The 13,780-nt window shown below is 60.4% G+C and carries 14 protein-coding genes; 10 read left to right on the top strand and 4 right to left on the bottom strand.

Annotated elements, in window-relative coordinates; genetic code table 11:
* Positions 1 to 35 precede the first annotated feature (35 nt).
* Complete coding sequence (locus tag FBZ97_RS17780) at positions 36 to 884, top strand: sugar phosphate isomerase/epimerase family protein (RefSeq protein WP_233788504.1); 849 nt, start codon at positions 36 to 38, stop codon at positions 882 to 884.
* A gap of 24 nt (positions 885 to 908) precedes the next feature.
* Here the strand turns inward: FBZ97_RS17780 and FBZ97_RS17775 are convergent, their stop codons facing one another.
* A complete protein-coding gene (locus FBZ97_RS17775) occupies positions 909 to 1,796 on the bottom strand; it encodes a sugar phosphate isomerase/epimerase family protein (protein ID WP_113353259.1) in 888 nt (295 codons plus the stop codon).
* A gap of 121 nt (positions 1,797 to 1,917) precedes the next feature.
* Between FBZ97_RS17775 and FBZ97_RS17770 the strand changes: the two genes are divergently transcribed.
* Positions 1,918 to 3,405: a GMC oxidoreductase gene (locus FBZ97_RS17770; protein ID WP_145321443.1), complete on the top strand. Its 1,488-nt coding sequence runs from the start codon at positions 1,918 to 1,920 to the stop codon at positions 3,403 to 3,405.
* 184 nt (positions 3,406 to 3,589) lie between these two features.
* On the opposite strand, the gene serA is transcribed toward FBZ97_RS17770, so the two are convergent.
* Positions 3,590 to 4,828: a phosphoglycerate dehydrogenase gene (serA, locus tag FBZ97_RS17765; RefSeq protein WP_113331136.1), complete on the bottom strand. Its 1,239-nt coding sequence runs from the start codon at positions 4,826 to 4,828 to the stop codon at positions 3,590 to 3,592.
* A 266-nt stretch (positions 4,829 to 5,094) separates the two neighbouring features.
* On the opposite strand from serA, the gene FBZ97_RS17760 reads away from it, so the two are divergent.
* Entirely contained in the window at positions 5,095 to 5,364 is a 270-nt protein-coding gene (locus FBZ97_RS17760; RefSeq protein WP_145321445.1) for a type II toxin-antitoxin system ParD family antitoxin, read from the top strand.
* Positions 5,354 to 5,521 (top strand): hypothetical protein, encoded by a 168-nt coding sequence (locus tag FBZ97_RS34445; protein WP_156090763.1) that lies wholly within the window; start codon positions 5,354 to 5,356, stop codon positions 5,519 to 5,521. The genes FBZ97_RS17760 and FBZ97_RS34445 overlap by 11 nt, the downstream gene beginning before the upstream one ends.
* A gap of 403 nt (positions 5,522 to 5,924) precedes the next feature.
* Here the strand turns inward: FBZ97_RS34445 and FBZ97_RS17750 are convergent, their stop codons facing one another.
* On the bottom strand, positions 5,925 to 6,671 hold the full coding sequence (locus FBZ97_RS17750) for a glucose 1-dehydrogenase (RefSeq protein ID WP_113331310.1): 747 nt from the start codon (positions 6,669 to 6,671) through the stop codon (positions 5,925 to 5,927).
* A 147-nt stretch (positions 6,672 to 6,818) separates the two neighbouring features.
* On the opposite strand from FBZ97_RS17750, the gene FBZ97_RS17745 reads away from it, so the two are divergent.
* On the top strand, positions 6,819 to 8,315 hold the full coding sequence (locus FBZ97_RS17745) for an aldehyde dehydrogenase family protein (protein ID WP_145321448.1): 1,497 nt from the start codon (positions 6,819 to 6,821) through the stop codon (positions 8,313 to 8,315).
* 3 nt (positions 8,316 to 8,318) lie between these two features.
* Here FBZ97_RS17745 and FBZ97_RS17740 read toward each other — a convergent pair whose 3' ends face one another.
* The gene (locus tag FBZ97_RS17740) at positions 8,319 to 9,215 is read right to left on the bottom strand and encodes a LysR family transcriptional regulator (protein WP_145321450.1); all 897 of its coding nucleotides are present in this window, start codon (positions 9,213 to 9,215) and stop codon (positions 8,319 to 8,321) included.
* Between FBZ97_RS17740 and FBZ97_RS34610 the strand changes: the two genes are divergently transcribed.
* Genes FBZ97_RS34610 through FBZ97_RS17720 form a run of 5 tightly spaced genes read left to right on the top strand, consistent with a single transcriptional unit; the run spans position 9,106 to position 13,712 of the window.
* Positions 9,106 to 9,498 (top strand): hypothetical protein, encoded by a 393-nt coding sequence (locus tag FBZ97_RS34610; RefSeq protein ID WP_210249243.1) that lies wholly within the window; start codon positions 9,106 to 9,108, stop codon positions 9,496 to 9,498. The genes FBZ97_RS17740 and FBZ97_RS34610 overlap by 110 nt on opposite strands.
* A 36-nt stretch (positions 9,499 to 9,534) precedes the next feature.
* A complete protein-coding gene (locus FBZ97_RS17735; RefSeq protein ID WP_145321452.1) occupies positions 9,535 to 10,665 on the top strand; it encodes an efflux RND transporter periplasmic adaptor subunit in 1,131 nt (376 codons plus the stop codon).
* Entirely contained in the window at positions 10,662 to 11,372 is a 711-nt protein-coding gene (locus FBZ97_RS17730; protein WP_145321454.1) for an ABC transporter ATP-binding protein, read from the top strand. The genes FBZ97_RS17735 and FBZ97_RS17730 overlap by 4 nt, the downstream gene beginning before the upstream one ends.
* A complete protein-coding gene (locus tag FBZ97_RS17725; protein ID WP_145321456.1) occupies positions 11,369 to 12,511 on the top strand; it encodes an ABC transporter permease in 1,143 nt (380 codons plus the stop codon). Before FBZ97_RS17730 ends, FBZ97_RS17725 begins: the two co-directional genes overlap by 4 nt.
* Positions 12,512 to 12,515: 4 nt before the next feature.
* Positions 12,516 to 13,712: an ABC transporter permease gene (locus FBZ97_RS17720; RefSeq protein ID WP_145321458.1), complete on the top strand. Its 1,197-nt coding sequence runs from the start codon at positions 12,516 to 12,518 to the stop codon at positions 13,710 to 13,712.
* The last annotated feature ends 68 nt before the right edge of the window (positions 13,713 to 13,780 follow it).

Genomic DNA, 13,780 nt, shown 5'->3' with positions numbered 1-13,780 from the left:
GCCGCTATCCGACCATGCCACGCGAAGACCCATCAATGACCGAATCCGCTGCTAATTCCTTTTCGCCCGTTTCCGCTCGCCCGTTGGCGAAGATCAGCCTGAAATGGGGCATGGTCGAGGAGCCTTCGCTCTCCATCCTGGAGAAGTTCCAGCTCCTGCGGGATCTCGGCTATGACGGGGTGGAACTCGATGCGCCCAATGATCTGCCGCTCGGCGAAGTTCTGAATGCCCGCGACAAGACTGGGCTCGCTATCCCCGGCCTCGTCAATGCCGTACACTGGAAGCGTCCGCTGACGGATCCCGATCCATCGGCACGCCAGGCTTGTGTCGATTCGATGATCAAGGCTCTGCATGATGCGAAGCTCTATGGCGCGACGACGGTGCTGCTCGTTCCCGGCATTGTCAATGCGGGCACCAGTTACAAGACCGCTTACGCGAGAGCTCGCGAGGAAATCGCCAGGATCCTGCCCGCCGCGGAAGAGAGCGGCGTATCGATCGCGCTCGAAAACGTGTGGAACGACTTTCTGCTAAGCCCCCTTGAGGCGGCGGATTTCATCGATCGCTTCCGCCATCCGAAGCTCGGCTGGTATTTCGATGTCGGCAATGTACTCCGCTACGGCCGGCCGACAAATTGGATCGAAGCGCTCGGCAAGCGCATCCTGAAAATCGACATCAAGGAATACAGCCTGGAAAAGATGAACAGCGAAGGCCCATGGAAGGGCTTCGATGTCGAACTGGGCGAGGGCGACTGCGATTGGGCCGCGGTCAACAAGGCCCTGTCTGATATTGGCTATTCCGGCTGGGCCTCCCTCGAGGTGCCGGGAGGCGACCGACAGCGCCTCGCCGATTTGAAGAAGCGCGTCGATCGGATCGCCACGCTCTGATGGCAGGATTGCAGCGGGAGATGGTTAGCGGCCGGCGGCGGCCGCAAACATTGCCTTCGCATTCTTCAGGCCGGTTTCACAGCCAAATTGCGTCGGCTCGTTGCCTTCATATTCCAGCGAGACGAAGCCGTCATAGCCCGAAGCGACGATGTCCTCGATGATGGACCTGACAGGCAGGTCGCCATAGCCGAAGACCGAGCCGCGGATTGCCTGGCCGCCGACCGTCCGCAGCCAGTCCGCGCCAGGCGCTGACTGGCGCACATAGAAATCCTTGAGGTGGATGAAACTTGCATGAGAGAGGCAGGCACGCGTCCCCGTGAGCGGATTCTCGTCGACGCAGAGGAAATTGCCGATATCGACGGTCAGCCTGAAGCTCGGCAGATTGACGGCATGAAGAAGCCGCTTGATCCGCTCGCTGGAATTCATGAAGAACCCGTGATCCTCGACGCTGGTGGTCACGCCATAGCGCCCGGCATGCGCGGCGAGCTCATGGGTGGCGTCGGCGATTGCCGGAAATGCCGCTTCGAACTGGCCGGGCTCCGTTGCGCGGAGCGACCAGGGCACGACATCGTGGCGCAGGAAGCGGACACCGAGCTTGTCGCAAAGCTCGACATAACGCTTCAGCCGGCTAAGCTGGAATGCGCGTTCGCCGTCATCAATGAAATTGCCGGACATGCAGAGACCGGAAAGCGGGACGCCGTTTTTCTGGGACGCGCCCTTCAGCCGCTCCAGCATCTCCCCGTCATCGGCGAGTTCATATCGCAGGTCCTGCCCTTCGGGCGCCACGGAAAGCGTTGCTAGTTCGACATGATCGCCGCCATGTTTGCCGACCCAGGCAAAGACATCCTCGATCTGCATGGCGCCGCTCTGCATCAACGGACGGAAACTGTATGAACTCAGACCTACCTTCATCGTGCCTCTCCTCGAGCTTTTCACAAAAACTTTGTTCGGCAACTTAACAATCCCGGTTGACTTCGGCTACGATACATCTTTGTTTGCAATCAAATTGATTTAAGAGTGGGGAATAGCAGGAATGTCTCGTCAGTCCGCCGACGTCGTCATCATCGGAAGTGGCCCGACTGGCTCGGCCTATGCACGGGTCATCAGGAACGACTGGCCGGAAGCGCGTATCCTGATGGTGGAAGCCGGCCCGCAGATTTTGCCGCAAAAGGGCGCACATCTCGACAATATTCTCGATCTCGACGAGCGCGCGGCCTGCGAGGTGCGCGCCCAGGGCGGCGACCGCAGCCCGCGCATGCCAATCAACAAGGAAGAGTGGGAGGCCCGCCGCGCTGGCGGCTTCGATCATTCGTTGCTGCGCCGCTCGGGCCTTTTCATCGCCAATGACGCCGATGCCCAGGATGAGAACCTCTTCGCCGGCTTCTCGGCGGCCAATGTCGGCGGCATGGGCACCAAATGGTCGACCGGCACGCCGGTGCCATCCGAGATCGAACTGGTGCCCTTCATCCCCACCGATGAGATGCATGAGGCCCTGGCCGTGTCGGCGCGATTGCTGGGTACCAACAAGGACCCACGCGCCGGCGATGCCGCGGCAATCGCCATGGGCGAGCGCCTGGGCGAGGTCTTCAATCCCGGTCGCTCACCCGATCGCTTCGTCCAGCCAATGCCACTCGCGGCAACGCCAGGTCCTGACGGCCTGCGCTATCATGGCACTGACGTCGTTCTCGGCAACCTTGTCGACGAGCCGGAGGAGAGCTTTCATATTCTCTCTGAAACCGCCTGCCGCCGCGTGATCCACGAAAATGGTCATGTCACGGGGGTTGAACTTGCCCGCGCCGGCTCGGAGGAAACCTTCATTGTCAAGGCCGGCACGGTCGTCGTTGCATGCGACTCGCTGCACTCCCCTCAGCTGCTCTACGCCTCTGGCATCCGCCCTGAAGCGCTCGGTCGCTACATCAACGACCATTATATCGTCTCGCAGATCACCGAGATGCAAACCGATGTGCCCATGACCGCGATGAGCTGGATTCCGGCTACCAAGGATTTCCCCTATTCGGTCACCATCGCCCCGGCGAGCCTGCACTCGATGCCGCATGCCAGCGACATGAGCGGCCAGCCGATTGGCATGGGCGTTTTCGTGCCCTCCGATATCAGCGCCGACAACCGTGTCACCTTCGATGACGATCGCCGTGACTGGCTCGGGCTGCCGGCTATTTCCATCCATTGGCGTCAGTCGGAGGGCGACAAGGCGCGCCTCGAAGAGGCCAAGGGCCATGCCCAGCGAATTTCCGCCATTATCGGTCGCCCGGCGCCCGGTTTTGCCACCTTCGTGCAGCCGGTCGGCTCGTCGCTGCATTATCAGGGCACGATCCGTATGGGCGAGCGCGACGATGGCACCAGCGTTTGCGACAGGAATTCCAAGGTCTGGGGCTTCGACAACCTCTATGTTGCCGGCAATGGGGTCATTCCCACGAAGACCGCCACAAACCCGACCCTGTTCAGCGTCGCTCTTGCCAGTATCGGCGCCACCCGGATCGCTGCCGCCCGCCGTATCGCCTGATTGAGAGACCCGCTGAATTATTGAGGGAAAACTCGAGGTCCGATCTCGGCCCGCAAGCCTTGCTGAAAGTGGTAGGTCTGCTGGACGATGTCAGGTCGCGTTCAACGCTATGGATCGATGATAGTGAAGGGGTGTGCGCCCTTATCGTCACCCAAAGGCGCCACCGTCGTCCACAGCAGATCGATCAGTAGACCAATCGCGCTCGTATCGTTCCCGGGATCTGGCGAAGCGTGTCAAGTATCTCATTCGCCGTTTGGCCAACGCCTTCCACTTCAATAACCACGTAACCCGTTTCGCCGTGTGTTTGCAGGAACTCGCCGACGATATTCAGCCCGCGCGACGAAAAGATCGTATTCAGGCTGTTTAGGATACCCGGGCGATTTTCGTGGACATGGATGAAGCGCGTGCCGTTTGGACGCGGCGGCAATTGGACCTGCGGGAAATTGACGGCTCCCAGCGTCGAGCCGACATCGGAATATTCAACAAGCTTCCTGGAAACTTCCCTTCCTATACGCTCCTGGGCTTCTTCGGTCGATCCGCCGATATGCGGAGTGAGAATCACATTGTCCAAACCTTGCAGCGGCGTTTCGAAGCGTTCCTTGTTCGATGCCGGCTCCTTGGGGAACACGTCGACGGCCGCGCCGGCGAGGTGTCCCTCTTTCAAGACCTTCGCAAGCGCATCAAGATCGACCACGGTGCCGCGGGAGTTGTTGATGAAGAAGGCACCCTTCTTCATCCTGCGCAGCTCGGCCTCGGTGATCATGTTCTGGGTCGAGCTGGTTTCGGGAACATGCATCGTCACGAAATCCGCGATTTCGAGCAACTCGCCAAGCGAAGCCATGGATTCCGAATTGCCGTGGCGAAGCTTGTCCGACGGATCGAAATAGCGAACGTTCATACCCATGCTTTCGGCAAGGACGCTCAGCTGCGAGCCGATATTGCCGTAGCCGACGATACCGAGCGTTTTTCCGCGCATCTCGCGACTGCCTTCGGCGGATTTGTCCCATCCACCTGCATGAGCCGAAGCCGAACGCGGAAAAATCCGCCTGGTCAGCATGATGATTTCACCGATGACGAGTTCGGCAACCGAGCGCGTATTCGAATAGGGAGCGTTGAACACCGGTATCCCGCGCCGACGCGCCGCATCCAGATCGACCTGATTCGTTCCCACGGAAAAACAGCCGACCGCCATGAGCTTCTTGGCGGAGCCGAAAATCTCTTCTGTCAGCTGCGTGCGCGACCGGATGCCGATGATGTGTGCTTCTGCGATGTGGCTCTTGAGATCCTTGTCATCGAGGGCCTTCGGCAAATGGGTGAGATTGACGTAACCGGATGAGGCAAAATAGTCCACCGCACTCTGGCTGATCCCTTCCAGGAGAAGGACTGAAATCCGGTCACGGGGAAGAGAAAGTTGTCCGGTCATTGAATTACCTTCGATCGTCAAATTCGATTAGGCCGACGTCGCTCGCCGCCACGACCACATGACTTAGACCATCCAAGGGACAGCGCAAGAGCAAACTCAATTCGCTCTGCAGAGAGGAGCTTTGTTCTAGCAAGTCACCATGGTGATGGACCTATCCTTGCTTTCTCGCGGCTGCCGGATCGGCGTCTGCATCAATGAGTGAATTGACGGTTGCACTATATACTACTGAATAATGTATAGAGCTCGGCAACAGGGAGCGAAGTGGGATGTCGGTGAAGGTATCGGTCTCAATTTCCGACCAGCAGGACGTCTTTGCGAGAAAGCTGGTCGAAGAGGGGCGCTTCTCAAGCCTGAGCGCCGTCGTGCAGCATGGGCTTGAACTCGTTCGCCAAGAAGCCGTGCTGAGGGCAGCCGAGCTCGCGGCTTTGAAGGTTCTGATTTCCGAGCGGCAGGTAGGTGACTTTCTGACCTTGGAGGAAGGTCGCCGGCGGACCCAGGAGCTGATCTCCTCCAAGAAGGCATCTCATGGTCTTTAAAGTCGTGCGTTCCGCCGACTGCGACCGGGACCTCGGCCTGATCTTCGACCATCTGATCGAATCCTATATTGCGCTTGGCGATCTGTTGACTGACGCCTTCGATCGTGGTGCAGCGCGCCTTCACGCGATCGAAGGCGACATGGAAGCACTTGCCTAGGCGCATACCAGAGAACGCTTCTGCCCGACGTGGCCCAGGGTTGCGGCAGGTTACAAAGACCCGGGCCATCTTCTATTTCGATCTCGACGAAGAACGGCAAGTTCTTCGAGTGCTTGCTATCGTTTTCGGCGGGCAAGACATCTGCGGCGATACCTGACGCGGCTTGGCCAGGCGGAATAAGCACCGAATACGAGCACGGTTCATCATCGCACCACGCGAGCGCCGAAGCATGTCATCAAAGGTCGGTTCGGGAAAGCTCTCGCCCGTCTTGAGGAAATGTTCCGCACCGGCTGGATATTCCCGGAAAGCCATGACCACCTCGACCGCGACCGCGCAGACCTCCGGACCGATGCCGTCGCCATGAACGACGGCAATCTCTTACATATCCTTCATCGCTGCCTCTTCAGATGCACTTGCCGCCATCGACATTGAGATCGACGCCGGTGATCATGCTCGCTTCGTCCGAGCAGAGGAAAGCAGCGGCGTTGCCCATGTCCGCGGGTGTCGAAAGCCGCCCCATCGGAATGGTGGCGACGATCCGTGCTCGGCTTTCGTCGCTGTCGGAGCCGATGAAGGTCGAGAGCAATGGTGTATCGCCGGCGACGGGATTGATGGCGTTGACGCGAATTCCGAAGGGAGCAAGCTCCACGGCCATCGCTCGGGTGGCGGCTATGCCCCATCCCTTCGAGGCATTGTACCAGGTGAGATTGGGGCGAGGGGAGACGCCGCCGGTCGAGGCGATGTTCAAAATGGCGCCGTGCCGCTCGGCCTTGAAATGCGGCAGCACCGCCCGCGCACCATTGTAGATCGAGCGGATGTTGACATTGAAGATGCGCTCGAACAGGCCTTCGTCCATATCCTCCATCGGCATTGGAGGCTGTCCGATACCGGCATTGTTGACGAGGATGTGCAGGCCGCCGAACCGCGCCAGCGCGAGATCTCGCGCGGCAGCGAGGCTGTCGAGCGTGGCGACATCGCCGGCAAGCGGCGCGACCGATCCTTCGTGCTGCGTTGCCACCCGCTCCGCTGCGGCGAGGTCGCGATCGACGAGCACGACCCGCGCGCCTTCCTCGACGAATTTCCGGACGATTCCTTCGCCGAAACCCGATCCGCCACCGGTAACGATCGCCACTTTTCCCGTAAGACGCATGTCAAGCTCCTCCATTTCCTACAGCATCGGATAACTCGAAGCGATTTCACAGTCCGATTATCTGAACGCCTTTTTAGCTTTCTTTATTTGTATTGTGGCCGTCTGATAGTGAATATCGACAACAGAATGAAGCTGGGAGGCCGCGCCATGACATTGACTTTCGACGCCAAGCAAATGGCGGCTGAGCTTTACGATGGTGGCTTCCGGCCAATGTTCATCGGCGGCCAATGGGTTGCGGCCCAATCCGGCGAAGTCAGCGAGACCTATAATCCGGCGACCGGCGCAGTCCTTGCAACGGTTCCGTTGGCTGCTCCCGCCGATGTCGACCGCGCCGTCGCCGCGGCGCGTCAGGCTCTGGAAGGGCCGTGGTCGAAGTTCTCACCCTATGAGCGTCAGACGCTGCTCCTGAAAATCGCCGACCTGTTTGAGGAGAATTGGGAGCGCCTTTCGGTTTCCGATACACTGAACATGGGCATGCCGATCACGCGCACGCTTGCCAACAAGCGTCGGGTCATCGGCATGCTGCGGTTTTACGCCGGCATGGCGACAGCCCTTCACGGTGAGGTGATCGACAATTCCATACCCGGCGAGATCGTGACCTTCACCCGCCGGGAGCCGATCGGGGTCGTCGGTGCGATCATTCCATGGAACGCGCCCACCGCAGCATCGATCTGGAAGATCGCCCCGGCGCTGGCGACAGGCTGCACGGTGGTTCTGAAACCCTCGGAAGACGCGCCGCTCACGCCGCTGCTGATCGCCAAACTCATGCAAGAGGCCGGCGTGCCGGACGGCGTGGTCAATATCGTCACCGGCAAGGGATCGGTCGCCGGCGCCCGGCTGGCCGAGCATCCCGATGTCAACAAGATCGTCTTCACCGGGTCCACCGTCACCGGACAATCGATCGCCCGTGCCGCGGTCGGCAACTTGAAACGTGTTTCGCTGGAGCTCGGCGGCAAGTCGCCGGTGATTGTCTGCCGCGATGCTGACATAGACCGAGCCGTGCCTGTCGCCGCCATGGCGGTCTTTGCGCATTCGGGGCAGATTTGCATCGCCGGTTCGCGCTTGTTCGTCGCGCGTGAGATCCACGAGGAATTCGTCGCCAAGGTCGCCGATTTTGCCCGGTCGCTTCGGATCGGCCACGGGATCGAAGCCGATACCGACATCGGGCCGTTGATTTCGGCTCGCCAGGCGCGGGTCGTCGAGAGCTTCATCGCATCTGGGCAGGGCGAAGGTGCCTCTTTGGTCGCGGGCGGCACGCGCCTTTCCGGAGCTCTCTACGACAAGGGAAACTTCATCGCGCCGACCGTATTCGGCGGCGTGAAGGACGAGATGCGGATCGCGCGCGAGGAGATCTTCGGGCCGGTCATTTCAGCCATGCCCTTCGATACGATCGAGGAAGCGGTCGAGCGCGCCAATGCATCGCCCTACGGGCTGGCGGCGGGCATCTTCACCCAAAATCTCGGACTGGCGCACAAGCTGGTGCGCCGCATCAAGGCGGGCTCGGTCTGGGTGAACATGTATCATGCGCTCGACCCGGCCGTACCATTCGGGGGCATGAAGATGTCAGGCTACGGGCGCGAGGGTGGTATCGAGCACCTTCACGAGTATCTCGAAACCAAGGCTGTTTGGATACAGACGGACTAGCGTTCAGCCTTCGCCGCGCAGATTGGTGCGGATAAGGGCGATGAGTTGCTCGGCATAGCGCTGCTGCACATAGCCACGGGTCGTGATAATGCCGACAGCCCGCCGGGCGTTGGGATTGTCGAGCGCTACGACGCGGACGCGGCTGTCGACATTCTGCCCCAACGCGATACCAGGCACGATCGAAACGCCGAGCCCCGACGCGGCGAGCGCTAGCGCGGTTTGTGCGCTCTCGACCTCGTATTGAACATCAAGCTCGACGCCTTCCTCGCGCGTCAGGCGATCGACGAGCCCGCGAACGGCGGTCTTGCGATTGAGCATGATCAGCGGGAATTGGGCGATGGTCTCCAGTCGGATCGTTTTTTCACCGCTGTATAGCTCTTCGGGAATGCAGGCGACGAGCGGATCGTCGATGATCGATTCGAAGTGGAAGTCGTTGAGGTTGGGCACCTCCGGGCCGATATAGAATTCCACCTCCTGCTGCTGCCGCATGACGAGTGCCGCCTGCGGCGGCGTTTCCTGCACCTCGACCATGCTGCGCGGATAGCGCAGCTTGAAGGTCGACAGGATGTCGCCGAGCCGGCTGGTGGCAAGCGTCGGGGCGCAGGCGATCTGGACTTTCCCTTTGCGGCGGGCTGCCAATTCCGCCAGCCTGTCGAGACTGGCCTGAACGTCGGCCATGGCACGCCCAACTTCCTCGAACAGCGCCTGGCCCTCGTTGGTGAGATTGACCCGCTGCGGCGTGCGTGTGAACAGGCTGATGCCGATCTGCTCCTCAAGATCCTTGATCTGCATGCTCACCGCCGAAGGTGACCGATTGCTTTCTTCCGCGGCCTTGCGGAAACTTCCGGATTCCGCTGCAAGAAGAAAGGTTTGCAGCAATTTAAGATTGATATTTGGCATGGCTGTTATGGTCTCACTTGCGCCGATCGATACCGATCGACCACCTCCGAGCGTGAGCATATTCATGCGATTGTTACAAGATCGACCATGGAAAAAAGCCGCCTGTGATGCTCGGCGCAAGCGACCCACCAGGCAGCTTGGATCGGGAGGGATCAACGAACGCCGCAAGCATGATTTTCTCTTCGGGTGCATCCAATACTGGAGTTGCGAAGAAGACCGTCTGGAGGCAGCAGGGCGCAAGAGGTACCAGATCGCGATCGAGTACGGGCCAGAACGCGTTTGAGGTCGAGTTCTCGGGCATCTCGTTCATGTTGGCGGCATGAACACGAACACCGAACAAAATCGCAAACTCGCTGAAACGCTCAGGTCATTGTCGCTTGAGCCTTCGTTCCAATCAGTCGGGTCGCCGGTCAAGAAGAGCCGGCGGTTTGTCCTCACGAGTACCATGCTCGCCCTTGGCGTCAGCGCGGTCGCCTTCTTCTGGCCGGATATCGCGCCTCGCCTCAAAACCTCCCTTCAGCCGCAGCCGGAGATCGAGGCCCGGGGCACGGCGCAAACTGGTGACAAATCAAGTGTTCCATCCATTCAGGCGGCCTTCGGTAGCGGTTCGCCGATCCCTTCCGCCAATTCGCTGAGATCGGCATCCGCGCCGGAGATAACCGGGTCCGGCTTCGTCGTCGCCCCACGTATCGTGACGGTCTTTTCCAAATATGAGGGAGAGATCGCATCGGTTGACGTCAGTATCGGCGATCGCGTTGAAGTCGGGCAGGTTATCGTCAGGATCGATGACGTCAGCGCCGGCTTCTCACTCGAACAAGCCAAGGCCGACAGCGACGCAGCCAAGCTTGCCCTTGAGGGAAAGATCCTGGCGCTCAAGCAGGCCGATAGCTCGTTGCAGCGCAATGCGGCGCTCTCTGCGAAGAGCGCTGTCTCGGTCCAGACCGTCGAGGAAGCACAAACAGCCAGAGATACGGCATTGAACGCGGTCGATCAGGCACGCCAAAGCTATGCAAGAGGCCAACTCGACGTGAAGATTGCGCAGGAACATGTTGATGCGTTGACCGTCAAAGCTCCAATCTCGGGCACGGTGACACGGCTCGACGGCCACGTCGGCGGTCGGGTGCTGGCCCGAGTGGACAGTATCAAGGAAAATGAAAGCCTGCTGACGATCACCGATACCAACAGCCTGGTGATCGACGCTGATGTCGCCGAAACCAATATCGGCAAGCTTCGTCCGGGCCTTCGCGGCGAAGCCGTCCTCGACGGCTTTCCGGATAAGCCCTTCGCGACCGAGATCCTGCAGCTTTGGCCGGTCGCTTCGGCGGAAAAGGGCACGATCAGGCTGCGCCTGGCGCTCCTCGATCCACCTGACGGCACCATGCCCAACATGGCCGCCCGTATTCGTATTTCGACCATTCCAGCACAACAGCCAGGAGACACTCCTCGATGATCGCCTCCACAAGCAACGAGCCCTATATCGTGCTCAACAATGTCAAGAAGGGATACAGAATAGGGACCGAGATCGTCCCGATCTTTTCCAATCTCGACCTGCAAATCGCCCGCGGCGAGTTCGTCGCGATCATGGGGCCTTCCGGATCCGGGAAATCGACGCTGCTCAACATGCTGTCGGGCATAGACAAGCCGGATCAGGGCCGCCTGCGCATCGGGGTCAGTAATCTTGATCAGATGGGCGAGGCGGCCCGCTCCTCCTGGCGCGCCCACAACATGGGGATCGTCTTCCAGTTCTATAATCTCCTGCCGATGCTGAACGCGGCCGAGAACATCGAACTGCCACTTCTCTTGAAGCCGCTCTCGTCGAGGGAGCGGCGGGTGCGCGTCGACAAGGTTCTGGATCTGGTCGGACTTTCGGGTCGCCAGAAGCAGTATCCGAAGCTGATGTCGGGCGGTCAGCAGCAGCGCGTCGGTATCGCGCGGGCGATCGTCGCAGACCCGGCATTGCTGCTCTGCGACGAGCCCACGGGCGACCTCGACCGGCGGTCGGCGGACGAGGTGCTGGAAATGCTGCGTTTTCTGAACCGCGAGCTCGGCAAGACAATCATCATGGTGACCCACGACCCGCGGGCCGCAAGCTATGCCGGCCGAACGCTTCATCTCGACAAGGGCCAGTTCGTCGAAGAGCGGAGGGCGGATGCATGACGTTCCTCGATCTTGTGCGAAAAAGCGCGTGGCGAAAGCCGCTGCGCACGATATTGCTGATGGTCAGCGTCGCCACGGCCTTTCTCATCTATGGTCTGACGACGAGCTTCATCGACGGTAGCCAGGGCTCGTCGGCGGCCAGCGAGGACATCCTCGGGGTCATGAGCGCGGCTGGCCGCGCCCAGCCGCTGCCGATGTCCTACCTGAACCGGATCGCCGCCGAACCAGGTGTGGCCGCCGTCGGCTATATGTCGCGCCTGCGCGGCTTTACGACGGTCGAAAAGAACATCATCGCCGTGAGTGCCGCCGATCCCGCGCGACTTTACAGTTCGAACGGCAAGGAGCTCGGGCTGACGCCTTCTCTGATCAGCGCACTCAGCAGGGACCGCAGCACCGTCCTCGTCGGCCAGGCGCTCGCCGAGGCGCAAGGCTGGACCGTCGGCCAGAAGATCACCGTCACCAGCTTCGATACGGCAAAGCAGGATGGCAGCCGTGACTGGTCCTTTGAAATCGCCGGCATCTTCAACGGCGAGAACGCCTCCACCGACACCTATTTCGTCATCGCCCAATACGACTATGTCAATGCGCTCAGAGCCCGCAACAAGGACACGGTTGACGCCTTCATCATTAGGCCTCAGCCTGATGTTCAGACAAGGGAACTTGCCTCGAAGATAGATCAGCTGTTCGCCAATTCGGCGGCGCCGACACAGACTAGATCGGAAAAGCAGTTCCTCGAGGCTTTCCTTCGCCAATATGCCGATATCGGCCTGATCGTGAACATGGTGGTCGGCGCGGCATTCGTCGCCCTGCTGATGATCGTCGGCAACACCATGGTCTTTGCCGTTCGCGAGCGCACCTTCGAGATCGGCGTTTTGAAAACCCTGGGCTTTTCCGGCTCATGGATCATGGCGCTGATCCTTGGCGAAACATTGTTCATATTCTTGGTTGGCGGCACCATCGGCCTCATGCTTGCACTGCTTGCAACGGTCATCACGGGACCTGCGATCGGCCTCGTCTTTTCCAAGGCAATTCTTGCAAGAGCTCTTGCGATGGTCACCCTGTTAGCGCTTGCGACAGGCGCCCTTCCGGCTCTGAACGCGCTCAGGATCCCGATAATCTCCGCATTTAGAACGAGGTAGATTCATGTCCTCCAATGCCAAACAAGCATTCGTCATGATCAGGGCAAACCTGTTCAGCCTGCCGCGACGCATCTCCATTTCCGTCTCCATGGTTTTTTCCGTGGCGCTCGTCGTCTGCGTTCTCGCGGGCTTCCTGGCCATGGCAAGGGGTTTCGAGACGGCCCTGCAAAGTGCCGGCTCAAACTCCCTCGCCGTCGTTCTGGGTGGCGGTACGAACCAGGAGGCCGGCTCCGATGTTCCGGCATCCGTCATTCGCACCCTAAGCGCAATGACCGAGGATATCGGCGTGACGCGAGACACCAACGGCATGCCGATTTTCTCGCGCGAAATCGTCGTTGCCGTCGACGCCAAATCGAACGGGTCGGAAGAGGGCCTGACCTTGGCTCTTCGTGGCATGGATCAGTCCGGTCCCTCCATCCGCGACTATATCGCCCTGCCGTCCGGTCGCCTGTTCACGCCAGGCTCGCGCGAGATCGTCGTCGGGGACCGTCTCGCGCGACAGGTCGGAATATCGATCGGCGGCACCTTGCGGCTCGGCACGGTCGACTGGACGGTGGTCGGCCTGTTCTCGGCGCGCGGCAGCGCCTTCGAGTCCGAAATCTGGGGCGACCTCGACGCGGTACGGTCGGCCTTCGACCGGCAGGGGCAGGTCCAGAGCCTGCGCTTGCGCCTGTCCGATCCCACCTCTGTGTCCCGGCTGCAGGCCAAGCTCGACACAATAAAGACATCGCCGTTGCACGCCGTTATTGAAGCCGACCTCTATTCGGCGCAATCAGCCCGCACGGCCAGTCTCATCCGCCTATTCGGCTGGCCGCTCGCTCTGTTGATGGCCATCGGTGCGACCGCCGGTGCCCTCAACACAATGATGAACTCCGTGTCGGACCGTACCGTCGAGATCGCAACGGTTCGGGCACTCGGCTTCAGCCGGATATCCGCGTTTCTCGGCACATGGGTGGAGGCAATCGTGCTTGCCGCCCTTGGCGTGGCGTTTGGACTGCTCGCATCCTGGCTGGCCTTCAATGGCTGGCAGGCAAGCACGGTTGGGACGAACGGAACGCGAATGGCGTTCCAGCTCTCCGCAACCGGCGATGTCATGGCGACGGCGGGTCTGCTCGGACTTGCGATCGGCATTCTGGGCGGCGCCTTGCCGGCCACCGTCGCCAGCCGACTTCCCTTGACCGCCGCCCTGCGGTCGAGCTGATGTGAGGGTCGCCCGCTCGCTTCCGTTCAGGAGCATGCCATCTGCGGCACATATCGAAGATGTTTGTG

The organism is Rhizobium sp. ERR 942 (assembly GCF_007828395.1).
Classification (GTDB): domain Bacteria; phylum Pseudomonadota; class Alphaproteobacteria; order Rhizobiales; family Rhizobiaceae; genus Rhizobium; species Rhizobium dioscoreae.
The sequence above is the reverse complement of the archived record's forward strand: the minus strand, read 5'-3'. Positions and strand labels throughout refer to the sequence as shown.

What these genes read in the sequence shown, in the direction of transcription:
- FBZ97_RS17780 (WP_233788504.1), top strand. Translation starts at nt 36, where the DNA reads ATGACCGAATCCGCTGCTAATTCCTTTTCGCCCGTTTCCGCTCGCCCG.
- FBZ97_RS17775 (WP_113353259.1), bottom strand. Translation starts at nt 1,796, where the DNA reads ATGAAGGTAGGTCTGAGTTCATACAGTTTCCGTCCGTTGATGCAGAGC.
- FBZ97_RS17770 (WP_145321443.1), top strand. Translation starts at nt 1,918, where the DNA reads ATGTCTCGTCAGTCCGCCGACGTCGTCATCATCGGAAGTGGCCCGACT.
- serA (WP_113331136.1), bottom strand. Translation starts at nt 4,828, where the DNA reads ATGACCGGACAACTTTCTCTTCCCCGTGACCGGATTTCAGTCCTTCTC.
- FBZ97_RS17760 (WP_145321445.1), top strand. Translation starts at nt 5,095, where the DNA reads ATGTCGGTGAAGGTATCGGTCTCAATTTCCGACCAGCAGGACGTCTTT.
- FBZ97_RS34445 (WP_156090763.1), top strand. Translation starts at nt 5,354, where the DNA reads ATGGTCTTTAAAGTCGTGCGTTCCGCCGACTGCGACCGGGACCTCGGC.
- FBZ97_RS17750 (WP_113331310.1), bottom strand. Translation starts at nt 6,671, where the DNA reads ATGCGTCTTACGGGAAAAGTGGCGATCGTTACCGGTGGCGGATCGGGT.
- FBZ97_RS17745 (WP_145321448.1), top strand. Translation starts at nt 6,819, where the DNA reads ATGACATTGACTTTCGACGCCAAGCAAATGGCGGCTGAGCTTTACGAT.
- FBZ97_RS34610 (WP_210249243.1), top strand. Translation starts at nt 9,106, where the DNA reads ATGCTCACCGCCGAAGGTGACCGATTGCTTTCTTCCGCGGCCTTGCGG.
- FBZ97_RS17740 (WP_145321450.1), bottom strand. Translation starts at nt 9,215, where the DNA reads ATGCCAAATATCAATCTTAAATTGCTGCAAACCTTTCTTCTTGCAGCG.
- FBZ97_RS17735 (WP_145321452.1), top strand. Translation starts at nt 9,535, where the DNA reads ATGAACACGAACACCGAACAAAATCGCAAACTCGCTGAAACGCTCAGG.
- FBZ97_RS17730 (WP_145321454.1), top strand. Translation starts at nt 10,662, where the DNA reads ATGATCGCCTCCACAAGCAACGAGCCCTATATCGTGCTCAACAATGTC.
- FBZ97_RS17725 (WP_145321456.1), top strand. Translation starts at nt 11,369, where the DNA reads ATGACGTTCCTCGATCTTGTGCGAAAAAGCGCGTGGCGAAAGCCGCTG.
- FBZ97_RS17720 (WP_145321458.1), top strand. Translation starts at nt 12,516, where the DNA reads ATGTCCTCCAATGCCAAACAAGCATTCGTCATGATCAGGGCAAACCTG.